The sequence below is a fragment of the Sporolactobacillus sp. KGMB 08714 genome, assembly GCF_036598985.1.
Classification (GTDB): Bacteria; Bacillota; Bacilli; order Bacillales; family Sporolactobacillaceae; genus Sporolactobacillus.
The window spans coordinates 18,554-41,894 of record NZ_JAUUBW010000008.1; the positions used below are offsets into that span (position 1 = coordinate 18,554).

Sequence of the window (23,341 nt, forward strand, 5' to 3'; positions counted from 1 at the left end):
TGGCACAGACTGAGACATTGAGAGTCACACTTGGATACCCTCAAATTTGAAACCTTCAAAAAGGAAATACGGCGACTTTTCAGGGGAAAAAGGAGGCTTTTTATGTTTTTGAATAGATATAAGATTTTGGCATACAAATTGCTGGAATTTTAAGGTGTAAGAAAAATACCAACAGAAAGAAGGACACGTTCGATGAGCTATGAAGACATTATTTATGAAGTAAAAGACAATGTCGCGCTTATCACCATCAATAGGCCGAAAGTGCTCAACGCACTGAGGACGCAGACGAAGGAGGAACTGGAAAACGCGATTGACACTGCGGCGGCAGATGAAGAAGTCAGAGGAATGATCATAACCGGCAGCGGGAAAGGATTTATCGCCGGCAGCGACATCTCTGAAATTTCCACTGATAAAAAAGGAGAAGAAACTACCGCAATGTCGAAAAAGGCGCACAAACTTTTTAACAAATTTGAGGAAATCGGGAAACCGATAATTGCCGCTGTCAACGGGTATGCCTTGGGCGGAGGAACCGAACTCGCCCTGGCCTGTGATTTACGCATTGCCAGCTCAAAAGCAATCTTCGGTCTTCCGGAAGTCGATCTGGGTGTCGCACCCTGTTATGGGGGCACGCAAAGGCTTCCCAGGCTGGTTGGCCCGGGAGCCGCTTTGGAACTTTTGATGACCGGCAAAAAAATTTCGGCGCAAGAGGCTAAAGAAATCGGTCTGGTAAACAAAGTGGTAGAGCATGCTGAACTAATCTCTGAGGCAGAGAAAATGATGCAGCAGATTATCAAAAATGCACCGATCGCCGTAAAATATTGCAAGTTTATGGTGAACAAAGGACTTCAGATGAGCCTCAAGGACGGCTTGGATTATGAAGCGAAGGTGAACGGGATACTGGTAGAAACGGAGGATGCAAAAGAAGGAGTCAAAGCATTTTTTGACAAGAGAAAACCTGTGTTTAAAAATAAGTAAATTTTGTAATCAAATAAGGAGTTTAGGAGTGAGAATATGGATTTTGAATTAACTGAGGATCAGCAGCTGATACGCGAATCGGCGGCACAGTTCGCGCAGACGTACTGCGAGCCTGAAGCGGCCGAAATAGATCGTACGCATAAATTTCCTATGGAAACATGGAAAAAGATGTCGTCGGCCGGTTCCGGTCTGAACGAGGTGAATCATCTTGAAAAATACGGCGGCGGCGGATTGGACCCGATTTCAGAGATGATTATCATAGAGGAGCTTTCTAAGGCCAGCCTGACGCACGGTGCCATATATGCCCTGCTCTCTCACGGGTTCCCGACGTTTATAGAGAAGTTCGGAACTGAAGAGCAGAAAGAGAAATATATAAAACCCGTCATTCAAAATGGATATATAGGAGGATTCTGTCTAACGGAGCCGGATGCCGGCTCAGATGCGAGGTCTATCAAAACCAAGTCAGTCAAAGACGGAGACTATTACATTCTCAACGGAACAAAATGCTTTATCACCGCCGGGAACATTGCGGATGCATTGCTGATTGTCGCGAAAGCAGATGAAAACGCCGGAGAAAACGGATACAACGGTTTTATCGTAGAAAAGGAAACCAACGGCCTCAGCATCGGGAAAATTGAAAGCAAGATGGGAATTCGAGCGCTGCCAACAGCAGAAATCATTCTGCAGGATGTGAAAGTGCATAGATCCTGCATGCTGGGCGGAGAAAACGGTGTCGGACAGATGCTCAGATACGCTCTTGGTGCATTGGATGCAGCGAGAATCGGAACCGGAGCACAGGCTCTTGGGGTCGCACAGAGCGCCTATGAAAAAGCGCTGCAGTATTCGGGCGAAAGAGTTCAGTTCGGCAGATCTATAAACCGCAATCAAGGCATCAAGTGGTACTTGGCGGAGATGGCGGCAAAGCTCGACATGGCAAGGCTGCTTGTTTATCGTGCGGCGTGGCTGGAGCAAGAAGGAAAACCTTTTTCGAAAGAAGCGGCGATGGCGAAGCTTTATGCCTCAAAATTCGGAAGAGAAATCGTTAATCTGGCCCTACAAATTCACGGCGGATTGGGTTATATGAATGACTATCCGCTGGAGAGAATGTACCGCGACATCAAAATTACGGAGATCTATGAAGGGTCTTCGGAAATCATGAAAGCTGTTATTGCTTCAAACATCATCAAGAAAGATAAACGTTAAGCGCCGTTAACAGCCTGGAAGGGGCCATTACTGAGTATCAAAGACAAAAAATGAAATTAAAGGGAGATATTTACAATGATGAACCAACCTTTGAAAGGTATAAAAGTTATTGATTTTTCTGCATACGGGGCGGGCCCTGCCGCAGGGAAAATGCTTGCCGACTGGGGTGCGGACGTAATTAAGATTGAGCCTCTGAAAGGCGATCCTTCCCGTAGCACGAGCAAAACACTGGGTATGAGGGCGGACGACGGGGAGAATCAGCACATGGAACTGAAAGATGCCAACAAGCGTTCTCTTCCTCTAAATATGAAAACGGCGGCCGGAAAGGAAATCATGGATAAGCTTTTGGACAAGGCAAATATTTTTATTTCCAATTACAGAATCAAAGCACTCCAAGGTATGGGGCTTGATTATGAAACTGTGTCAAAAAAGCACCCTCACATCATCTGGGGGATTTTGACCGGATTCGGCCTGGAGGGTGCAATGGTGAATAACCCCGGATTCGACACCGTCGCTTTCTATGCAAAGACCGGGCAGATGATTGATTTCTGCGAAAACGGAGAATTCCCGCTGACGCCTCCTTTCGGGCTGGGCGACATGGGAACGGCGTGCTCTTTGGCCGGCGGCGTAGCAGCCTGTCTATACCGTCAGGCCAAGACAGGCGAGGGTGAAAAAGTGATCGTTTCCCTGTACGGACAGGGGCTGTGGGATGAGTCTGCTCTTGTTCAGTCTGTTTATCACGGTGATATCTGGCCGAAGACCCGGAAGAAACCGGACAGCCCTCTGCGAAACACGTTCAAATGCAAAGACGGTGTCTGGATGATGATCTCGGTAATTGTCTATGACAGATATTTCCCGGTCTTCTGCAAAGTGGTCGGTCGGGAAGATCTTATAAACGACAAAAGGTTCAATACCGAAACTGCGGTGAAAGCGAATGCTGAAACCCTAATGAAGATTCTGGACCCGATTTTTCTCTCAAAGGATTTTGCAGAATGGGATCGGATTTTGAACGAAGCAGATATAGCACATGACAGGATCAACCATATCAAAGATATTCTGAATGACAAACAGGCCTGGGACAACGGCTTCCTATATAAATACAAGAACAGAGACGGAGTCGAGGATCTCACTGTGTCCACTCCCGTTAAGTTCGGGACTTCGGAACCGCCTGAACACAGAAATGCTCCTCTACTGGGCGAACATACGGTGGAAGTGCTCATTGAACTGGGATACGACCGGAAAGCAATTGGGGAATTGGCCGCTTCCGGTGTAACCAAAATGTTGTAATTTCATTTCATACAGACAAACCGGCGATGCTGTCAGGCGGTATCGCCGGTTAAAAGGAGGAGAATCTATGTGTCTGAAATCATAAGCATTATTGTTATAGTGGTCGCGCTGTTTTTCCTCTGCTATCTGATGATGAAGGGTGCTAATATCTTTGTCGTTGCAATCGGCGCCTCTCTTTTGATGGCAATCGGCGGCGGGCTAAATATCTATTCGGCTTTAAAGGTCTCTTATATGACCGGCTTCGTAGACTTTATTAAAAACAACTTTTTAATTTTTGTTGCCGGGGCCTTAATGGGGAAAGCATATGAAATTACAAACGGGGCTAAATCCGTCGCCAACCTGGTCATAAAAGGCGTGGGCCCTAAAAAAGCGGTACTGGCGCTGCCCTTGATTATCGGGCTGATGACTTACAGCGGAGTCGTGGGCTTCGTTGTAGCATTTGCGGTATATCCAATAGTGCTGGAAGTCTTTAGAAAAGCGGATCTCACAAGAAAACTCATTCCAGCGGTCATTATCTTCGGGGCCTGCACTTTTTCCGGCTTCGGGCCGGGTAATCCGCAGCCTACGAATGTCGTCATCATGAACGCACTGCATACATCGCTGATGTCCGGAGCGACGATAGGCTTTATAGCGCTGGCGATCACGCTGGTAACCGGAGAGCTGTTTCTGAACTTAATGATTAAGAGATCAAAGCGCCGCGGAGAACACTTTGTTGCAAGAGAAACAGATATCACCGACGAAGACGCTCGGATGCCGAACGGATGGCTTGCTTTATTTCCGCTGGTATTGACACTTGTTGTCATCAATATCAAAATCCACGGTGAAAACATCATACCGGTAGAATACGGCCTGGCTTTGGGAGCCGTACTCGCATATATTCTCATGAGAAAATACCACAGTGACAAGGTTTCTGTGATGTCGCATGTCGGTCAGGCTTTTTGGAGCGCCATCAGCTCGATAAGCAACACTTCCGCTATGGTGGCCGTCGGCACGGTTGCCGCGGCGACCGTCGGATTCCCGCTGCTGATACAAGGAATAACGTCCATTCCCGGCCCGAAGCTCGCCTCGGTAGCAGTCGCCACAAACGTGCTGGCTGCTGTTGCCGGAGGCGCCACCGGAGGGGTGGGACTCGCAGCACCGATTTTAGGGAAGATTTATGCATCGACCGTGAGTCTTGGCGTGCTGCACCGAATGATGCTCATCGCATCCTTCGGCTGTGGTCTGTTGCCGTATAACGGCTTTGTCGTCACGGTCATAAACGGGATTTGTAAAGACACACATAAAGGAACTTATGGTGCCGTATTCCTGTTGGGTCCTCTCAATATTTTTATCACAACTGTAGTGTCGGTTATTTTGTTCTCTCTGTTCCCTGCGTTGCCCTGAGTCTGAGCTGGGTAGCTCCGCAAATCTATAGCGCTTGCGGCACATTGGCGCAATGCAGCTTACCGACAATGCCTTTAAAATAGGCGCAACGTGAGCACTTTCAGCGAAAAGGGCATGCCGACAACGGTTGAAACACTCTATTCCAGCATGCCCTATGGACCTGGACTGGTGCACCTGACATGAGCTCAGATTCAGCTTTCAGGCGTATTTGGCCGAGTACAGAAAAGGGATGTAATAAAATGCTGATAGGAGACATGCTTTCCAGAAATGCAGATCTCTTTGGAAATCAAGTAAGTCTGGTTGACATAGACACAGACACCCAGTCTCGTCTGGAACTTACATGGAATGAATTTGACGAACAGGCCAATCGCTTTGCCAATCTTCTGCAGCAGAGCGGGGTTAAAAAGGGGAACAAAGTTGCCATTCTGCTGGGAAATTGTCTCGAATGGCTGCCGATTTATTTTGGAATTCTGAAATCCGGTGCCGTGGCTGTGTGCCTCAACACACTTTTTACCGAAGATGAGATTAAGCACTGTCTTGAGCTGTCTAAGACCTGCGTTTTGGTCTTCGGATCTGAATTTACCGATTGTGTCAGGAACATTTGTCGCAGGCTTCCAAAAATCCGGCTGCGCTTTTTAGCGGGAAAGCCGAACCTGCCTCCTCCATTTGCCGAGAGTGCTGAACGGCTTGCAGCATCTTGTTCCGCCAAACCGCCCAGCTCAGAGCTTGAAGAGGATGATGAAGCGGCTATCTATTTTTCTTCAGGGACAACCGGTTTCCCGAAAGCGATTTTGCTGACACACCGTAACCTCGTTGCAACGTGCCGGACGGAACAACACAATCATCATCAAACGAAAGCAGATAATTTTTTATGTATTCCCCCGTTGTATCATACAGGAGCCAAGATGCATTGGTTTGGGAACCTTCCGGTGGGGGCCAAAGCTGTCCTGCTGCACGGAAATAAAAAAAACAGGCCGCAGCAAATCCTACAGACAATTTCGGATGAGCAGGTCACGATTGTCTGGCTGCTTGTCCCCTGGGTGCAGGATATTCTTGACTCGATTGAACGAGGTGATGTGAAACTGAAAGACTATAGCCTCACTCAGTGGAGGCTTCTCCATATGGGAGCTCAGCCAATCCCCCCGGAGCTTATCCGCAGGTGGAGAAAGAACTTCCCATGCCAGCTTTATGACACATCCTACGGTCTGACTGAAGCAAGCGGACCGGGATGCATTCATCTAGGAATAGAAAACGTTCATAAAGCCGGCGCAATTGGAAAGCCTTCTCCAGGATGGGACGTCCGCATTGTGGACAATGCCGGGGCCCCCGTGTCACCAGGAGAAAGAGGGGAGCTTGTCATAAAGGGGCCGGGAGTGATGAAAGGTTATTTTAATGACCCGCAAGCTACCGACTCGGCGTTAAAAAACGGCTGGCTTTTCACCGGGGACATTGCCCGCATGGATGAAGACGGCTTCATCTACCTGGTGGACCGCAAAAAAGACATCATCATTCGCAGTGGCGAAAACATTTATCCGGTTCAGATTGAAGATTTTCTTCATGAGCATCCCGCAGTGGCGGATGTGGCAGTAATAGGCCTTCCAGACAGATACAAGGGAGAAGTCGCGGGGGCAATCGTCGAACTAAAACCCGGCTGTTCCTGCTCGGAAGAGGAAATTCTCGGGTTCTGCTCCTGCCTGCCAAGGTACAAGCAACCCGTGAAAGTCTTTTTCGACAAGGTTCCACGCAGCCCCGTAGGCAAGATTAAAAAGCAGCTTTTGAGGAAAAAATATTACTAACCGAAAAAGTTATCAATACGCAAAATCCGCATTTCCCCCACGGGCAGAACTTTAAAATGATCTTTTCCATGTCCCGGAAAAAGGATAGCGAAGCTTATGATAATTCCTATTACTGCCTGTGCGTAACCGCAAGGGTGTTGCAGAATAAAAATTTTGCAGCACTTCTTTTTTGTCGAAAAAATTTGCTGAAAAGGTTCAAAGATACGCCCGGTGGGACGACCTTGCAGTTTGTTAACGTCCCCCCTTTTTAAATTAACTTTTTTACCGCAAAAATGCATCTGCAGATGATCAGAGCTGCACTTTGATTCCAGTCTGTTCAAATCATCGCATAGATATGATTTCTTTGAGATATTGTCCGAACCTCACCGTCCGGCATTCGCCATATTTTTTCTTATGCCGCCGCCCCGGTAAGAAGAATGACTGCAGGGTCCTTTTTTCATCCGGTTTAAACCGTCTTTTAAAAAACATGTCATAAAATTCTTTACTAAAAATAATAAATTCCGGATCAAACAGCGCTAAACTTAAATTCACGCTTGAGACAAAACAAATAACTTTGTTTGGAACTAAATACGAACAATCCTGAGACATAAATGTTAAAAAATGTGTTTTTAAAAATAAAACGTGCGCTGCAAATTTTTTTGTTCGCAGCACACCTATTTGGAATTTGCCGATGAGTCTGCCGGCGCCAATGAGCCTATATGACGCAGCTGACGATACAAAGTCCTTCTCGAAATGCCAAGCGATTTGGCAGCGTTTGTTTTATTGTATTGGTTTTCTATCAGTGCCTGTTTTATGGCCTCTTTGCTAATTCCGCTTCTGGTTTTTGCCGGTTCGTTGTGAAACCACATTCGCTCTGCATCCTCGTGAGCAGCGACGGAATTGTCTACCCCGAAATAATCGAAAATATGTCTGGGCTCAATAACGTCAATAGCGTTTAACTGGACAATCCCTTCAATTAAATTCTGCAGCTCCCGTACATTTCCTTTCCATGGAAGTCTCCGGAGCAGATCTTTCGCCTTGCTTGAAAGAGTCATTATGTTTGGTTTCTTGATACGCCGCGAGACAGAATTGATAAAATGTTCGGCCAGCACAATTATATCGTTGCCTCTCTCTCTCAAAGGTGGCAGATAAAGATGCAGTGTACTCAATCGGTAATAGAGATCAGCCCTGAATTTTTTCTGTTCTATCAGCTGCTGTAAATTTGCGTTGGTTGCCGCGATAATTTTTACATTAATTTTCGTCATCTTCTTGCTGCCCAGACGCATAAAACTCTTTTGTTCTATGACCCGAAGCAGCATCGCCTGCAGATCTAGCGGCATGTCCCCGATTTCATCGAGGAATATGGTCCCGGTGTTCGCCAGCTCAAACTTGCCGATATTGCCGTTTTTTCTCGCTCCGGTAAAAGCCCCCTCCTCATAGCCAAACAGTTCGCTGGCGATCAGGTCGCGTGGGAACGCCGCACAGTTGACAACAATGAAAGGTCTGTCGCTTCGCTGACTCGCATTGTGAATCGCCTGTGCGAAAATGTCCTTCCCGGTGCCGCTTTCACCCAATATCAAGACATTGCTATCGCTTTTGGCAATGATTCTTGCTTTTTTGATTGCGCTTACAAATTTTCCGTCATGCCCGATGATGTCATTGAAAGTGATAATTGCGTTGTTGCCTATCCGCTTTGCGACGTTGTAGGACACTTGCATTGGGGATGTGATAAAAACCCGCACGCCGCGAAAGCCGAGATGCATCTGATAATATGAATCCGTTGTGATTTTATAATTTTTTTCGACTCCCTTAATACAGAGCGGGATGACTTCGTTCTGTACATTTTTGCTGTTTTTTATAATTTCCCAAAAAGCCTTGTTTTTAGGCAGGGGATCGAAAAGCTCAGTTGCTTTTTTGAAGTAAAGGTTGGAATAGGAAATACCGAGCGCTTTGAAAATCGTAGAATTATGATATAGAATATGCGGTTTCCCGGTTATCACATTGATGTCGATGGAGACTAATCCGGTCTGCTCTGTGTAAGATAGCTCGTATAGACTCGTGGCCATATATAAATGAAGGGCAACATCGTTAGCCATTGCTGCAACCGTCGTAAGATAGTCCGGGTTGCGTTTGTCCTGTGGTACTATGAGGGCTATTCCGCCGAATTCAATGGTGTTGTGGGTGGATTTATCATCGTCAATTATAAACGGGGAGAAATAAACGGCGGCGTCAATCAGCGCACGGCAGAAATGTTCACTTCCAGCCATACAGAGCGTTCGTTGAGTCTCAAGTCCCAGTGAGACCGCATTGATACCGACGGAACTTTCACTCCAGTCGGTTCGGATCATGATGTTGTGCCCTGTACACCATTTCAGAAACTTCTCCTTGCCATATAATTTTAAAAGACGGCAATGATTGTCAAAAAGTGCGAATCCTATATCCGGATTCATGATGTATCTCTGCATCTGTAAGAGCAAACGGTTGGAATAGGCGTAAATCTTAATGGATGATTCTTTAATTTTCTTAAATTCTGCTTCCGTAAACCGATGAAAGGTGTCCGTTTCCGGGGTTATACCGTTTAAATAGCATCTGTTCCAATAAAAACGCAGAGGATCTGCGAGCTCCTTCAAAAAATTCGAATGTTGATGAAGATGTTCCCAGTAGGTTAATTCTGCGGTCATGGGGCCTTACCCCCTTTGCTCTAGATTGTGCCTCGAAAGCCAGCTTTTTCTATGATTTGCCCCTCAAAAAGGACCGTTTATTTACGCTGCTTAGCTGCTTGCCTGATAATCGAAATCCGATACCCAATATCCGCCAGCTTTTTAAATCTAGACCCATTATAATACTTGATCCTTTTGATAAAATGTGATATTTATAGCACAGCAATATTTGTCCGTCTTAAAAATATAAACATGAAGGAAGTTTATGGGCATGAATGTATTCATTATTGGCGGCACAAATTTTATCGGCCCTGCTGTAGCAAGGGAATTGTCGGAAGCGGGGCATGCAGTTACGTTATTTCACCGTTCTGCAAAAAATGTTTCGATGGGATATACGCATATTCAGGGCAATTGCAGAAATGTCGGGGATTTACAGAGCGCCCTCAGAAGCGCGAGGCCGGACGTGATTATTCACATGGTCGCTTATTTTCAGAGCCATATCGCCGTATTGGAAAAGGCTCTTAATGGTCATGCCGTGAAAACCATCATTATATCCAGCGCCGATGTCTATAAGGGATATGAGGTATTGACGAAATTGTCCGAAGCAAACCTCATACCTGTGCCATTCACGGAGAAATCGCCGCTGCGGGATGTGCTTTATCCGTATCGCGGCAAGCTCGATACCGATTTTGCCCATGATTATGAAAAGATTTTGATGGAACGGGCGGCGCTGCGGAGCCCCGTGCTTGATGCCGTTATCCTCCGGTTGGGGATGATTTATGGAGAAAATGACCCGAACCGGCGGTTTGCAGACCCTATTCAAAAAATGGCGTCGGGTGGCGAAATCCATTGAAATAGCGAAGGGTATGGCCGACTTTTGCGCGAGTAAAGGCTATGTGGAAAATACCGCCCATGGTATTGTTTTGGCTGTAGTACGAGGCAGGGCAGGTGAGATCTACAACTTAGCGGATAATTGGGTATTAACAGAACGTGAATGGTGGGAACTTCTGGCCCAAAAACTAAACTGGTCAGGAAAAATCATCCCTTTGGACGAAGGGACTCCCGGCTTGAATACCCAGCAACATTTTGTTTTGGATACTGCTAAAATCAGAAAGTCGTTGGGATACAAGGAAATCGTGCCCGTTGACCACGCATTATCACATACGATTGAATGGGAGTTAAGCAACCTATAAGTAATCAGCTTTCAAGCCACAAGCTCAATTACCATGTCCCAAAGTATTTATTCCACAACCACTTCGGGCCAAATTGACCCGAAGGTTCTCTGTCTATTGATGAAACCGGCCGTATATTCGTGTCTTGCCAGTCCCATAGTATGTGCCCGCTTTCCTGCCGCTTCAAACGCTCTTGCCCTTCACAGCGGCAATGACATTTGAAGCGGAACCGCTGACAGAGCGTATAACACATACACTTTGCGAAGCAAAGCGGGGGTGCCAAGGGGGTGCCCCCTTTGGAAACCCGCAAAACAAAACGACGATATGCCTCCCCAGGGGAGCGGAGCATGTCGCTGTCTGTTGTCAGCGGCCCGTTTCGCGGTCTGCGTGTAGTTTCTTGTAAACCGATCTAAACAGACTAAAATCATGTATTTGCCGACCAACAAGCATTTGGGAGTAACGTCCATAAAAGTCCATTACCCATGCCGTTGTTGAAACAGCCTTTAAAAAAAGACGATCCCCCGTTTGTTCGCGCTACTTACTCGGCAAATAGATCCACGCATTCACGCTCCGTCATACGATCGCGTGACCGATTCTCCGTTTCTTATCCACGCATATACTGGCAATCGTCTTTTCATTGACTCACGGTACCTGCATAATAATCCAGATGCACATGCAGGCATAAAGCCGGATAATTATCCCCTGCGGACGGGGCCAAGGCCGAGCTCGTCTTCGGAATAGAATTCCTATGCTTTCGAACCCTCCCTGTTCTTCCCTGCCTGAATCGAATCCTGTGATTTTTTAAAGTGTTAGGGGATGACGGTTTTCCCGCGCCTTTAGAGCCAAGAAAAGTGAAAAAATCGCCTTTCTCTCATTCAAGGCTGATCCGCCAACAGCGGGCTTCCTGCGTCTTTAATCTATTGGCTGGCCGTGCCCTTGCCTGTGAAGGGTTTTTTATTGGTGACCCGTCTGCCATGTGTCATGCATCTTCTAAATTACTACGTGCGGTTATTTTCACTGGAAACCTGCTATTACCCGTTTTATCTGTAAACCCGTTTTTTTTCAGCCGGATCTGTCGGTTTTAATTCATGAAAAATGTATCGTTTTCCGCGGGAATAGGACATAATCGCTGCCAGGAGCGACATCAGCATCGACATAATGAACGTCAGCGATAATCCGTGCAGGAAGGCTCCGCTAATTAAATTCGGGAAAAAATGTTGTCCCGTAATGATTTTAGCCTGTTCGGCCGGGAGCGCTCCCAATACTTGCTTAGGCAGCAAACTTTGTAACGGATTATAGCCGAGCAGTGCGGCAAAGAGCGATGAGGTCGGCGGCAATGCCGCAACTTTATGAGCGATCGAAACAGGAATGCCGTGTTGAATCAATCCGCTGTACATTGCGCGGGGAAGTTTCTGCGCGAGTCCGGCGATCATAATCGAGAAGAAGACGCCCATGCTGAGCATTGTTCCGGCATTGGTGAAGGTTGATCGCATGCCCGATGCGACACCGCGGAATTTTGCGGGCACTGCATTCATGATCGCGGCCGTATTCGGCGATGAAAAGAGTCCCATTCCCGCTCCGATGATAAATAAGTATGTCCAGAAGAGCCAGGGATTAAAGTTAATCGGCAGCGTGTCCAGCAGAAAAAATCCGACCGCCGTAACGGCCATGCCCAATGTGGCCAAAATCCGCGATCCGAAATGATCCGACAGCACGCCGCTGATCGGTCCGGCCATAAAGAAGCCGATTAACTGCGGAAGCGTATAAAGTCCCGCCAACAGCGGCGTACTTGTGTAGGAAACGCCATGCAACGGAAGATAAATACCCTGCAGCCAGATGATCAGCATAAACTGCAGGCCCCCTCGGGACAGGGAACTTAATATGCCGCTTATATTGCCCGCCGTGAATGGCCAAATCGCAAACAAAGATAAGTCGAACAGAGGCTGTTCGGCATATCGTTCAACGACCGCAAACACAATCAGTAAGATCAAACCGCCGATGAGGCCCAACAATACCCATGGATTTGTCCAGCCCATCGTGTGAGATCCATAAGGCATAATTCCATAAGTCAGGCCGAGCATGATGCCAAGGATGCCTACAGCAAGCGTCAGGTTTCCCAGTATGTCCAGTCTGACCTTTTCATGATGGCTCTTCTTAATCTCATGCAGGCCGATATAGGCCCAAACAGTTCCGATTAACCCGACAGGAACGCTGACAAGAAAAATCAAGCGCCAATATCCGGTCGCCGCAAGCGCGCCGCCGATTAACAAGCCAATGACACTGCCGCCGACAGCTGCGACCTGATTCAGGCCCAGCGCCATGCCGCGCTGATTGACCGGGAAAGCGTCTGTCAGAATGGCCGTACTATTGGCAAACAGGAAACCGCCTCCGATTCCCTGGATAATGCGAAAGATAATTAATTGAATTTCTCCGGCACTCCCTGTACCCCAGGTCAAAGAAGCAAGAATGGAACCGACGGTAAAAATGAGAAATCCGAGATTGTATAACCTCACCCGGCCGTAAATATCGGATAAGCGTCCAAAAGTCACTAAAAAAACAGTCATCGCAATATTAAAGCCCATCAGAACCCAGAGCAGGAGACTGCTTTGCCCATTCGCCAGCGGATTCACTTTCACACCGTTAAAAATAACGGGCAGAGCAATAATGAGAATCGATTGGTTAATCGTTGCCATCAACACACCCAGTGTTGTGTTGGAGAGAGCAATCCACTTATATTTTGAACTCACTGTTGATTCGTTTTCCAATTTTTTCTACACCGGCTTTCATAATTTATCAGATTGGATCAGGCCAATTGATTGTGCTGTTTGCGTATAGAAAGAGCACTTTAATGAGGGGGAACTTTTTGTCCACTATACCTGCGGAGCTTCTCTTTCTGGGAATAGCGAAGGCTTCTCTTATTTTTCCGATCATTGAATCTATCATCTAAAATTCAGCGATGAAGCTATAAAAAAAAGAACGGATTTGCGCCGTCAAGATGGGATACGGCATCGGCAGGTCTTCTTATGTCAGAAAAAAAACGGCAAGTGTGATAAAATTAAGGTATTGTAAAATGAAGTTGGATGGAATGTTCAATCTGGTTTTGAGTATAATGTTCACGTTCCAGGCTGTCAAGCACTTCTCAGTTTTTCATATTTTAGTCAGATCGATCATGGCGGTGTTGATCATGAGTAAAAAAGAAGATATCTTTAATGCGACGCTTCAATTAATTATTGAAGAAGGAATACAGGCTGTCACCCTTGCTAAAATTCTCGGCAAGGCCGGTGTAGGATCGGGGACGCTCTATCATTACTTTTCGAGTAAAGAGCAATTGTTATATGAACTGTACCTGAAATTATCCGGAAGAATGTCGGAAAGTGTGCTGAACGGCTACGATCCGCACGAAAGTGTCAGAATTCGATTTAATAAGCTGTTGAAAGGTTATTTGGAATATATAATCCATAACTTTCATGAGCACAATTTTACCGAACAGTATTTTTATATACTTCGGAAAACGAGGCCAAGCGATTCGGCATTCGATACGCCCTTTCGATCGGCATTAGGGAAAATTTTTACAGACGGGCAGGATCAAAAAATCATTCTGAACTATGAAATCCCGATTCTGATCCAGATCACATGCGGCATTATTGCTTCAATCGCAAGAGGCAATCAGAGCAATAGATATATATTAGATGAGTTAAAAAAGCAGCAGATTCTCGATTCATGCTGGAATTCAATCAGAGCTTAGACAGAGCAATTTTCCTGCAGATTCTCATGATTGCCTTGTATCTTTTACGTTTATTAAACTAATAAAACGTCGAATCATACAGGATATATAGCCCTTAATCAGTTTATCTCTGTCAATTCCCTGCAGGGCAGCAGGGCATCCAGTTTCCCGATGGCGATTCTTCGTTTCTCAGAAGGAATAGACTCCAATGCTTCCCGGATGAATTTTTCATCGGCACGTGCAGCTCGTTTAAAAAGACTTTCCACACGTTTCTTTTCTTCATTGCTGACCGTATCTATCGGGCAGGTTTCTTATAAAGGATCCAGTGCCGCTTTGATTCTTTCTTCATCCGGTTCCGTTAGATAGTTAAGCAATTTTTCTATTAATTTTGTTATTCCTCCATTCATGATCAGTTTTCTCTCGTAAAAAAATCCGAAAATCATATGAACTCCTATTTAAGATGGTATTTATCATACATTACAATATCGAATAGTTCATAACGATCAATGAGCCTTATATCCGTTGCTTCCGCAAAATTAATCGCCTGTGCCGTGAAAAAGTTATTGGTTATAATCCAGGCTTTTTGCGCTATCCAGTGATCTCTGGCCCGGTTAATCTCTTGAACAGACCGAATGCCCACGTTATTTTTAAATGGTTTGATTTGGACAACAATCCGTTCCTTTCTTTCTAATATAAGGAAATGATCGGATGAAGATGTCCTCCTAACTTGATATCCCTGTTTTTTAAAAAGCAATTCCAAATAATGTGCAAAATCAGTGCCATCCATTCGGTCAATATCCTGAAGGTCCGACTGACTTAAACGGCGTATTTTCAATTTGTGTCTGTCATAAATTGACATAATGCCATCAATGGCAAAAAAGAGAATAAGAAATAAAACTAGTATGATGACGAATATATAAAGTTCTTTGTCCTGGGAAGTAGAAAAGCCCTGCAAAACAATCCACCCTCCTAAAGAATAAAAATTCGTAAGCCTGATCATTCTTGTCCCCAAATATGTAGTGCCCTTGCGACATTTAATGGGCTTCTCATCGAAAAGCCGCCCGACTTATTTTAAGAGCCATTCAGTTTTCATCATGAACAGACTGTACGCGATGAAAGGGATACATTTTTATCCTGTCTGCATCCGGATTTTCATGAGATAAACGGATCGCCGAAATCTGGCTGCAATCATAGGTATGATAATAATAGGTACCTGATTCCGCACACATGGCCGAAGTATAGATGGTATGATCTTCCAAGTTATCCAGTGTAGTGACTCCGCCTTTAGGAATTTCGCAAGTAGAAAGTATGTGAAAAACGGCCGTCAGACCCTCCCCTTCATTTTCTACAGCCCGAATGTTCTGTTTCCAGTAGGCGGCTCTGACGAATCGTGACGGCGGCGTAAAATCACCGGGTAATCCAACTGAGCCCGACCCCTGCCCAAAGGCATTTAATGGCAAACTCCCCCATTGAGTCGGCTCAAATTGTCCGGGCCTGAGTCCGATATATTGTCTTAAATTTTGCAGATGCCAACTGAATTCCGGACTGTTGGTCATAACGCCCACTGGATTATCGTAAACGCGCACCCCCTGCTTTGTTGACTCGATGACCATGCAGGCTCCGCTTTTGTCGGATAGAATCCAATGCAACGGAGGCGTAGTCTTTAAAAGAGACAGCGGGAAATCAAGGAAAGAAACACAGTCGATTTCTTCCTTTACAGACTGGACAGAATCAAATTGTGACAGAGACCATAGGACAAATTCAAACGGAGCCAGATTTGTTTTATGAAGATCCCTATTGGGGCTGTAGCAAGCAAAGCCCGGGAAGTAGAGGGCCGCGCAGCTCATTCCCGCTTCATTCAATCCATCTGCCAGTATGGCTTGATCCTGATGTTCAATCCCCATGCCTGCGACAGCCTGTTTAGCTATGACGGTTTTCCCGGAGACATTTTTCCACGTATATTGCCGGGGCACAACCATCGCCTTTTGGTCGAAATCTAATGTAAAATCCATCGTTCTTGCGAATAGATGATGGCCGTCATTCGTTTCCAGGGTCAGGCTTGTACACATCAATGAACACTCTCCTCAATGCTTTTAGTATTTCTATCCATAGTTTTAACAGCCGGCTTCTATTAAGTAAATTTAAAAAATGTTATATTATAATTTAGTAAAACTTAATCAAAGGACATTTAAAAATGAATTTTGAACAGCTGGAGATTATCATTTCGCTGGCTCAGGAAAGACAATTTTCAAGAGCAGCGAAGAAATTGCATATCACGACATCTGCAGTCAGCCAGGCCGTTTCCAATCTGGAAAAAGAGTTGGGGCTTCAATTGTTCCAGCGCACAAGAAATTCGACTGTCCCGACAATCGACGGACAGTATGTGATTCGAGAAGCCCATATCATTCTTGAAAAACAGAAAGAAATTTATAAATATAAAGCCGGGAAAGATTTACCTTCATTTAAAGTAAAAATGGGGACGATTCCGGGTATCACGGATTCCTTAATCGAAGTGATTTATGCTCTGAAGCAGGATTTCCCTTTTCTCCAGCTCGACTTGTCCGAATACAACACACCGGATCTATTAAAAGCATTGAAGGAAGAAAAGCTTGATTTTGCCTTGATCGGTTTTTCAGATACTCTGAACAATTATCATTTGCCTTTTGATATAACGAAATTGGTTGACGGAACCTTCCATTTTGCAGTCAATCGGCAATCCCCGCTCGCCAAATTTAAAGTTTTAAGGTATGAGCAAGTCATTCAACAGCCGCTGGCTCTTTACCAGGATAATTATCTACTGAATTATTTGAGCCAAATGGAGAATAAAACCCATTGTTCCGCCCGGATACTATTTAAAACGAATCATATAAGTGCGATCGCTAAGGCCGTGTGCCAGGATATGGCCATTGCCTTCGGACCGTATTACTCGCTCTTTCATATATTTTTTGAAGATCTGCAGCAAATAAAACTGATCCCCATCGAACAGGATCCGGAAATGTTAACTACCTCCTGTTTATGGTTTATCGGTTCAAGAGAGGCATCGCTCACTTCATTCAGTAAAACACTGCTCACACTCATTAGACAAAAGCTGTTATTATATCGATAAAAAGAAAACCACCATTTGATGGCATCGTTAGCTTTTCCCGTCAATGGATAGAAAAATGGAATTAAAACGGCTGACCCGGAGGAGCCCGTATACGAGCTAACTGCATAACCAAATGCACCCATGACAAGGCCCCCTATTCGGAGCACCGAAAGCAAGGCCTTATTTGTCCGACAGAGAAATCGCCGCATAAGAAATCCCGTCAGCATGAACGTCGATTTTACCTTCGCCGTAGTGAACGCATCGGCAATCATGGCAAACGGGATCGGCAAACCCGGGAGGTAGAATCTTTCCAACCTTGAATCCTGTTCCCTATATCTGATCGGATATGGCGAAGACCGGCCGTCTTCAGGAGCCTGCTTGAATGCCCGGTCCAACGGAAGGCATTGCCTGTTTCATATTTCCCCTGAACGCAAATCGCAAACTTCTAGTGAAGCTGTTCCGATACCCTGTTGTCAAGAGAACATCATCGCCCGGCGGAAGCTCAGGATGCTGCAGCGTTCTCGGAAAACATGGGCAGATAAGAGGATACCTTTTCTTTTTTCATGGCAACGGATATCTCCCGGTATATCGGAATGCAGTTAATTTCCCGGACGGCAATGGACGGGATCTGAATCCCTTTCGCTACGATCGCCGGCAGAAGGGTGACGCCGTCCCCGTGGCTCACATAGCTGAGAAGCGACTCTGTCAGATCAAGTTCCAGCACGATATGGGGGGTTACCTTCATGCGGTTGCACTCTCTGCGTATCGAGGCGCGGATGGTGCACGGGTCTTTATAGAGTATCAGTTTTTCATGGGTGACGATATCCCAAAAACTGATGTCTTTTCGATGGTACAGAGGATGGGTCACAGGAAAAACCACATAGAGCGGTTCCGTCATAAGCGGGATCACGGCAAGGTCCTGCTGCGGCTCTGCGTTGGAAAGCAGCGCTATATCGAATTTGCCGTTTTCGACTCCGTCTACGAGTTCCGCGTTGGAAAGCCGGGTATCGACGATCACCTGATTCTGTCCGCCCGCTTTCAGCTTTTCCATATACCGGGGAAGAAAATAGGTTACGAGACTCCCAATCCCGCCGATGCGCAGCTGACGCACTTTCCCAAAATGCCTCACTTGCTCAATTGCCGAATCAAATTCATCCAGCACGCCGCTCATCCGTTCGTAGAGGAGCCTTCCCTGAGGGGTCGGTTCCACCCCGTCGTAGCTTCGGCTGAGCAGCTCACAGCCAAGCCCTTTTTCAAGCTGTCTCAGCTGTTTGGAAAGCGACGGCTGCGAGATATAGAGGCGTTCGGAAGCTTTATTCATACTGCCGCAGCAGACAGTTTCCAGAAAATATCGTATTTGTTCAAGGCTGATCATAATATCCTCCTTTACAGGCTATGCGTTTTAGCTATATCCAGTATGCACAATATCAATTAGGCAAGCTCCGGAATAGGGCTTATCATTCCTATAGATAAAAGATATATCCTATCTATTTATCTTTTTTTATAAGGCAAGCTCAATTTACCGAACTGCCCCTTGTCAGGAAGCAAAAAGTGCGTTCCCTCTATTTATTGTAAGTCAGTTTATCATAAGGTAAACAGAATTTAAAGGGGGGAACTATTATCGAAAAAAAAGAAAACCTTTTGATTATTATGCTGACGATATTCAAGGCGGTCAAAACAGGCGTTTCGCTGACTGCCGAACCAGGGGACAAGGTCAATTCCATGACTATTAATGGGGCATTTTTGGCATGATGCGGGGCAGGCCGGCATTCATAGCTTTTCGTTAAATCTGCAGTCAATAACCCACATGGAGCCTTTGACAGAAAAATATCAAGGCTTTGCAAAACGAAGTCCGGACGCGATCTTGATAAAATTAAAGAACCCAGTTTAACCACTGGAGACAGCCGGGATTGTTTCCGCCCCTGCAATCAGGGAACTCCTTTTAACGTTTTCGAGTGCAAGTCATGCATAAATAATAACTTGGCAAGCATGCTGTTACAGAAGAAAACAGAAGGCATTGAACGGCTTTTTCCGCGGTGAGAACAGGAATTTTCATTTAGCTTATTGCGGGCGGGAAAACTGCCTGATCCTATGTGATTGATTGAATAATCAACAAGTCCGAAGTTTCGTATCGTACGCAAAATATAATTTGATCGGTGAAAGGAGAACAAAATGGCAGGAAAACTTAGTAAGCAAAAGGTACTGGTTATCGGCGGATCAAAATTTCTGGGCCTGGCCATTGCACGGCGGGCGAGTGAAGCCGGAACGGAGGTAGTTATCGGAGCGCGCAATACTGAACTGGCTGCTCAGGCAGCCGCAAATCTTCCAAACGCGAGTTCAATCCACCTTGATATTACGGATGAAAGCACCATTGCTGCTGCGGCAGCCAAACTGGGTCACGTCGATCATGTAGTCATCACCGCATCCGCTCACCATAACGTAGCGGTCAAAGATCTGGAACATGATAAAATTGTTACCGCATTTGAGGCAAAAGTGATTGGCCCCATGCTGCTGGCAAAGCACTTCGCACCGATTCTGTCTCCAAAAGGTTCTATCCTTCTGTTCTCCGGTGTGGCCGCGTGGACCCCGGCTCCTCCCTATACGGTCATGGGCGTGACCAACGGAGCAGTTGCTTTTCTCGTGCCGCAACTGGCAAAGGAACTCGCACCCATTCGCGTCAATGCCATCTCCCCGGGCATCATTGATTCCGGTACTTATGACGCTCTCGGCGAGCAGGTTAAAAAGGAAATGTTCGAAAGTGTTGCAAAGTCCAGCTTAGTCGGACGGGTCGGCACGTCCGATGATATTGCCGATACTGCCCTTTGGCTGCTCGGTGCCGGAAATGTTACCGGAGAAACGATCCATGTCGAAGGTGGTGCCAGATTCGCATGACAAAGAACATCTATCCATTCGATCAAAAGGTCGTTTTGATTACCGGCGGCGGCAGCGGAATGGGCCGGGCCATTGCGCAGGCATTTCTGGATAATCACGCTGCCGTTGCTGTAACCGGGCGGCGCCCGCAGGCACTGCAGGAAACGCTGGCCGCTTTTCCGGGAGAACGCACCCTGGCGATTTCAAAAGATATTTCCGATCCGCAGGCCGCCGCGCAAATCGTGGCGGCGGTGCTGGAACGTTTCGGCCGGCTGGATGTCGTGGTCAGCAACGCCGGCGCTTTTGCGGGCGGGGATCTGATGGATCTGGATCAGAAGCATTGGGAACAGTTGCGTTCGACGAATGTCGATGCGCTGTTCTATCTGGCTCAGGCCGCCTTTCCGGCATTGCAGAAGACCGGCGGCACATTGATCGCAACTTCGTCGGTATCGGGGCTGAACGGAGACTGGAAACAGGCTGCTTACAATGCGACCAAACATGCGGTCAACGGTTTTATCCGCTCGCTAGCGCTCGATTGGGGCGCGAAGGGCGTTCGTGTGAACGCCGTGGCACCGGCTTTTACCGTTACCGATATGACTGCAAGCGTGGCAGGTTCGTCTGAACAGCTCGCTCAGTTAATCAACCGTATTCCCCTGGAACGGCCGGGATATCCGGCGGATATCGCTCCGGCTGTATTGTTTCTTGCTTCCCCTGATGCAGCCTACATCACAGGCGTCGTGCTTCCCGTTGACGGCGGCACCAGTGCTTCCACCGGTCAGCCTCATAGGGTGTAAATGAGCATTGCTTTGATCATGCCATTTAAACCGCCTGTGTGAGCGGCATGCCGGTGTTCGGCACGATGCCCTCCCCTTCTGCATGACGTGCAGATGTATGTATCAGGACAGCTATTGGAATAAGGCCTATGGTAAGGAAACGGAACGCTGAAAGTCTCGTTATACGCAAATAATTCAGGAAAAGCAGGAAATAGCTGTGACCGATAACAAATGTACCAGGACAGAGAAAAAATCCTGAACATGGAATGCGTGAAGCGGCCCGCTCCTGTCCATCAAAATTTTAGAAGGAGTGTCCAGAATGACAGATTTGTTTACCCCTTATCAATTAAAAGGTTTGACGTTGAAAAATCGTGTGGTGCTGCCGCCGATGTGCCAGTACTCGGTAGAAAAAAAAGACGGGATTGCCACAGATTGGCATTATGTGCATTATGTCAGCCGAGCTGTCGGCGGAGCCGGCCTGATCATTATTGAAATGACGGATATCGAGCCGGACGGCCGGACGACGGATTTTGATTTGGGTTTATGGTCGGATGAACAGATTCCGCCTCTGGCGCGAATTGTCGAAGCCGCCCATCAGTACGGAGCAAAAGTGGGCATTCAAATAGCGCATGCCGGGCGCAAAGCGGAAGACGCCGCGGTGCCTGTCGCCCCTTCGGCCATACCTTTCAATGCACAATCCAAAACGCCGAAAGCTCTTTCGACGGATGAAATCAAGCAACTGGTGGAAAAATTCCGTCTGGCCGTGCGCCGGGCTGTAAAAACAGGATTCGATACGATTGAGATTCACGGGGCCCACGGCTATCTAATCCACCAGTTTCAATCGCCGTATACCAATCACCGGACCGATGAATACGGCAAGGATCTGCCGAAGTTCGGCAGAGAAGTGATTCAGGCGGTAAAAAGCGAATTGCCCGGAAATATGCCGCTGATTCTGCGTATTTCTGCCAAAGAGTACGTGGAAGGCGGTTACGGAATTAAAGAAAGCATCGCTTTTTCCAAAGAATATCAGAAAGCGGGCGTTGATATTTTTCATGTCAGCTCGGGCGGAGAAGGGCCGATCGGCGGCGACGGGAAACCGGGAACGCACGCCGGCTATCAGCTTCCGCTGGCCCGGGAAATCAAAGAGGCGCTCAATGTTCCGGTGATCGCGGTCGGCAAACTGGAAGAACCGCAGCTGGCCAATGCCGTTATCGGCAACGAAGAAGCGGATCTCGTCGCTGTCGGGAGAGGGCAGCTGCGCAACCCGTACTGGACACTGGAAGCAGCAGTCAAATTAAACAAGAAAACGAATATACCGGTACAATATGCGTACGGATTTCCGAGAATGTAAAAAAATAATAGCGAACCGCCATTTATTTCCCGTTCAACCATTGACACAATAAATTAGACCATAAAAGCAGGGAAAACTTTCCGGGTTTCAGAGCCGGCCGTTTTCCCTGTTTATTTTTATCAGCATTTGCTTCAAAATGTTAATGGATTGGCTCATCTGATTTCATAGTGAACAGTGGCCAAAATCGCCGGAAAACGCTGTTAAGTTCGGAGAATCGACAGTAAACAGATCGGAATCAATGAATGTGAATAATCAGAGCAGCAAGACCGTCCCTGATTGACGGATCGGCCGTGTTACTTTCGGTTTAAACTCTTGACGGGGTGATACTTCGCCGGAATAGGGCGAATCGGGCCTATTTTAGGGCGATAGTTCGCTGCTTCAGGGCGATTCATTCTTTTTTCGGGGCGATAAACTCTTGACGGAGCGATACTTCGCCGGAACAGGGCGAATCGAGTCCATTTCGGAGCGATTATTCGCTGCTTCAGGGCGATTCATTCTTTTTTCGGGACGATAAACTTTTGACGGAGCGATAGCTCGCTGCTTGAAGGCGATAGTCAATTTTTCGAGACGAGGATTCTCGGACCGATACTGGCCAGGCCTGGCCTTTAGTCCATTATCGACCGCGGCAGGCAGTTTTAGCTGTTTATCGGTCGTTACGTCCGGGTTATCAACTGTTAGCAGCTGTTTATCGGTCGTCGCGCCAGGTTGATCGGTCGTCAGCAGGTACACCCGATTTATCAAACGCGACAGAAGTTTATCGACTGTTACAGAAGTTTGTTCATCACGGAAACGTTCTTTTCTTTCAAGAGATTGACGGTCTCAGGAAAAGCCGATCATCATTTGACGGCACAGCAGGGCAATGAGCAAGAGGGATACTCATTTTTGATTATTAGCCGTCAATAATCTGACCCTACGTATTTTATCTTCTCGCAGCAGTTGATCTGTGGGTTGATAAAAGTCTTCTAAATAACCTACGGCTAAAATTAAGTCAAACGATGAGTCTGTAGGCCCGTAATATATATCAAATTCCAGGTTCTTGTAGGCAAACCGACTTCAAATTGTCGCCTAAAAAAAGCTAAATA

Annotated in this window: 18 protein-coding genes; 12 read left to right on the forward strand and 6 right to left on the reverse strand. The window is 46.7% G+C overall.

The window, feature by feature from the left end:
* The first annotated feature begins 192 nt into the window (after positions 1–192).
* The 5 genes from Q6A92_RS04460 to Q6A92_RS04480 all read left to right on the forward strand — a co-directional run bounded on the left by Q6A92_RS04460 (position 193) and on the right by Q6A92_RS04480 (position 6,644).
* Positions 193–975: an enoyl-CoA hydratase/isomerase family protein gene (locus Q6A92_RS04460; protein WP_332237185.1), complete on the forward strand. Its 783-nt coding sequence runs from the start codon at positions 193–195 to the stop codon at positions 973–975.
* Positions 976–1,011: 36 nt separating this feature from the next.
* Positions 1,012–2,178, forward strand: a complete 1,167-nt coding sequence (locus Q6A92_RS04465) for an acyl-CoA dehydrogenase family protein (RefSeq protein WP_332237186.1) — start codon at positions 1,012–1,014, stop codon at positions 2,176–2,178.
* Between the two features lie 75 nt (positions 2,179–2,253).
* Positions 2,254–3,465: a CaiB/BaiF CoA transferase family protein gene (locus Q6A92_RS04470; RefSeq protein ID WP_332237187.1), complete on the forward strand. Its 1,212-nt coding sequence runs from the start codon at positions 2,254–2,256 to the stop codon at positions 3,463–3,465.
* Between the two features lie 69 nt (positions 3,466–3,534).
* Positions 3,535–4,848 carry a GntP family permease gene (locus Q6A92_RS04475; protein WP_332237188.1) on the forward strand — a complete coding sequence of 438 codons (1,314 nt, stop codon included), beginning with the start codon at positions 3,535–3,537 and terminating at the stop codon, positions 4,846–4,848.
* A 239-nt stretch (positions 4,849–5,087) separates the two neighbouring features.
* Positions 5,088–6,644 carry a class I adenylate-forming enzyme family protein gene (locus Q6A92_RS04480; protein WP_332237189.1) on the forward strand — a complete coding sequence of 519 codons (1,557 nt, stop codon included), beginning with the start codon at positions 5,088–5,090 and terminating at the stop codon, positions 6,642–6,644.
* A gap of 653 nt (positions 6,645–7,297) precedes the next feature.
* Here Q6A92_RS04480 and Q6A92_RS04485 read toward each other — a convergent pair.
* The gene (locus Q6A92_RS04485; RefSeq protein WP_332237190.1) at positions 7,298–9,304 is read right to left on the reverse strand and encodes a sigma-54 interaction domain-containing protein; all 2,007 of its coding nucleotides are present in this window, start codon (positions 9,302–9,304) and stop codon (positions 7,298–7,300) included.
* A 250-nt stretch (positions 9,305–9,554) separates the two neighbouring features.
* Between Q6A92_RS04485 and Q6A92_RS04490 the strand changes: the two genes are divergently transcribed.
* A complete protein-coding gene (locus Q6A92_RS04490; protein ID WP_332237191.1) occupies positions 9,555–10,136 on the forward strand; it encodes an NAD-dependent epimerase/dehydratase family protein in 582 nt (193 codons plus the stop codon).
* Entirely contained in the window at positions 10,120–10,476 is a 357-nt protein-coding gene (locus Q6A92_RS04495; RefSeq protein ID WP_332237192.1) for a hypothetical protein, read from the forward strand. The genes Q6A92_RS04490 and Q6A92_RS04495 overlap by 17 nt, the downstream gene beginning before the upstream one ends.
* Positions 10,477–11,495: 1,019 nt before the next feature.
* Here Q6A92_RS04495 and Q6A92_RS04500 read toward each other — a convergent pair.
* A complete protein-coding gene (locus tag Q6A92_RS04500) occupies positions 11,496–13,220 on the reverse strand; it encodes an MFS transporter (protein WP_274402069.1) in 1,725 nt (574 codons plus the stop codon).
* Between the two features lie 419 nt (positions 13,221–13,639).
* Here Q6A92_RS04500 and Q6A92_RS04505 point away from each other — a divergent pair, with 419 nt between their 5' ends.
* Positions 13,640–14,200: a TetR/AcrR family transcriptional regulator gene (locus Q6A92_RS04505; protein ID WP_332237193.1), complete on the forward strand. Its 561-nt coding sequence runs from the start codon at positions 13,640–13,642 to the stop codon at positions 14,198–14,200.
* 98 nt (positions 14,201–14,298) lie between these two features.
* Here Q6A92_RS04505 and Q6A92_RS04510 read toward each other — a convergent pair whose 3' ends face one another.
* From Q6A92_RS04510 to Q6A92_RS04520, 3 genes are all read right to left on the reverse strand, one after another.
* Entirely contained in the window at positions 14,299–14,445 is a 147-nt protein-coding gene (locus Q6A92_RS04510; RefSeq protein WP_274402071.1) for a hypothetical protein, read from the reverse strand.
* Positions 14,446–14,630: 185 nt separating this feature from the next.
* Positions 14,631–15,179, reverse strand: a complete 549-nt coding sequence (locus tag Q6A92_RS04515; RefSeq protein WP_332237194.1) for a restriction endonuclease — start codon at positions 15,177–15,179, stop codon at positions 14,631–14,633.
* 82 nt (positions 15,180–15,261) lie between these two features.
* Positions 15,262–16,248 (reverse strand): choloylglycine hydrolase family protein, encoded by a 987-nt coding sequence (locus Q6A92_RS04520; RefSeq protein WP_332237233.1) that lies wholly within the window; start codon positions 16,246–16,248, stop codon positions 15,262–15,264.
* Between the two features lie 125 nt (positions 16,249–16,373).
* Between Q6A92_RS04520 and Q6A92_RS04525 the strand changes: the two genes are divergently transcribed.
* Entirely contained in the window at positions 16,374–17,285 is a 912-nt protein-coding gene (locus tag Q6A92_RS04525; protein ID WP_332237195.1) for a LysR family transcriptional regulator, read from the forward strand.
* 481 nt (positions 17,286–17,766) lie between these two features.
* On the opposite strand, the gene Q6A92_RS04530 is transcribed toward Q6A92_RS04525, so the two are convergent.
* Positions 17,767–18,639: a LysR family transcriptional regulator gene (locus Q6A92_RS04530; protein WP_332237196.1), complete on the reverse strand. Its 873-nt coding sequence runs from the start codon at positions 18,637–18,639 to the stop codon at positions 17,767–17,769.
* Between the two features lie 797 nt (positions 18,640–19,436).
* On the opposite strand from Q6A92_RS04530, the gene Q6A92_RS04535 reads away from it, so the two are divergent.
* The 3 genes from Q6A92_RS04535 to Q6A92_RS04545 all read left to right on the forward strand — a co-directional run bounded on the left by Q6A92_RS04535 (position 19,437) and on the right by Q6A92_RS04545 (position 22,259).
* Positions 19,437–20,156, forward strand: coding sequence for an SDR family oxidoreductase (locus Q6A92_RS04535; RefSeq protein ID WP_332237197.1), 720 nt, complete (start codon positions 19,437–19,439; stop codon positions 20,154–20,156).
* A complete protein-coding gene (locus Q6A92_RS04540) occupies positions 20,153–20,929 on the forward strand; it encodes an SDR family NAD(P)-dependent oxidoreductase (protein ID WP_332237198.1) in 777 nt (258 codons plus the stop codon). Before Q6A92_RS04535 ends, Q6A92_RS04540 begins: the two co-directional genes overlap by 4 nt.
* A 298-nt stretch (positions 20,930–21,227) precedes the next feature.
* Positions 21,228–22,259 (forward strand): NADH:flavin oxidoreductase/NADH oxidase, encoded by a 1,032-nt coding sequence (locus Q6A92_RS04545; protein WP_332237199.1) that lies wholly within the window; start codon positions 21,228–21,230, stop codon positions 22,257–22,259.
* The last annotated feature ends 1,082 nt before the right edge of the window (positions 22,260–23,341 follow it).

Coding starts and splice junctions, on each gene's coding strand:
- Q6A92_RS04460 (WP_332237185.1), top strand. CDS start 193: ATGAGCTATGAAGACATTATTTATGAAGTAAAAGACAATGTCGCGCTT.
- Q6A92_RS04465 (WP_332237186.1), top strand. CDS start 1,012: ATGGATTTTGAATTAACTGAGGATCAGCAGCTGATACGCGAATCGGCG.
- Q6A92_RS04470 (WP_332237187.1), top strand. CDS start 2,254: ATGATGAACCAACCTTTGAAAGGTATAAAAGTTATTGATTTTTCTGCA.
- Q6A92_RS04480 (WP_332237189.1), top strand. CDS start 5,088: ATGCTGATAGGAGACATGCTTTCCAGAAATGCAGATCTCTTTGGAAAT.
- Q6A92_RS04485 (WP_332237190.1), bottom strand. CDS start 9,304: ATGACCGCAGAATTAACCTACTGGGAACATCTTCATCAACATTCGAAT.
- Q6A92_RS04490 (WP_332237191.1), top strand. CDS start 9,555: ATGAATGTATTCATTATTGGCGGCACAAATTTTATCGGCCCTGCTGTA.
- Q6A92_RS04505 (WP_332237193.1), top strand. CDS start 13,640: ATGAGTAAAAAAGAAGATATCTTTAATGCGACGCTTCAATTAATTATT.
- Q6A92_RS04515 (WP_332237194.1), bottom strand. CDS start 15,179: ATGATCAGGCTTACGAATTTTTATTCTTTAGGAGGGTGGATTGTTTTG.
- Q6A92_RS04520 (WP_332237233.1), bottom strand. CDS start 16,248: ATGTGTACAAGCCTGACCCTGGAAACGAATGACGGCCATCATCTATTC.
- Q6A92_RS04525 (WP_332237195.1), top strand. CDS start 16,374: ATGAATTTTGAACAGCTGGAGATTATCATTTCGCTGGCTCAGGAAAGA.
- Q6A92_RS04530 (WP_332237196.1), bottom strand. CDS start 18,639: ATGATCAGCCTTGAACAAATACGATATTTTCTGGAAACTGTCTGCTGC.
- Q6A92_RS04535 (WP_332237197.1), top strand. CDS start 19,437: ATGGCAGGAAAACTTAGTAAGCAAAAGGTACTGGTTATCGGCGGATCA.
- Q6A92_RS04540 (WP_332237198.1), top strand. CDS start 20,153: ATGACAAAGAACATCTATCCATTCGATCAAAAGGTCGTTTTGATTACC.
- Q6A92_RS04545 (WP_332237199.1), top strand. CDS start 21,228: ATGACAGATTTGTTTACCCCTTATCAATTAAAAGGTTTGACGTTGAAA.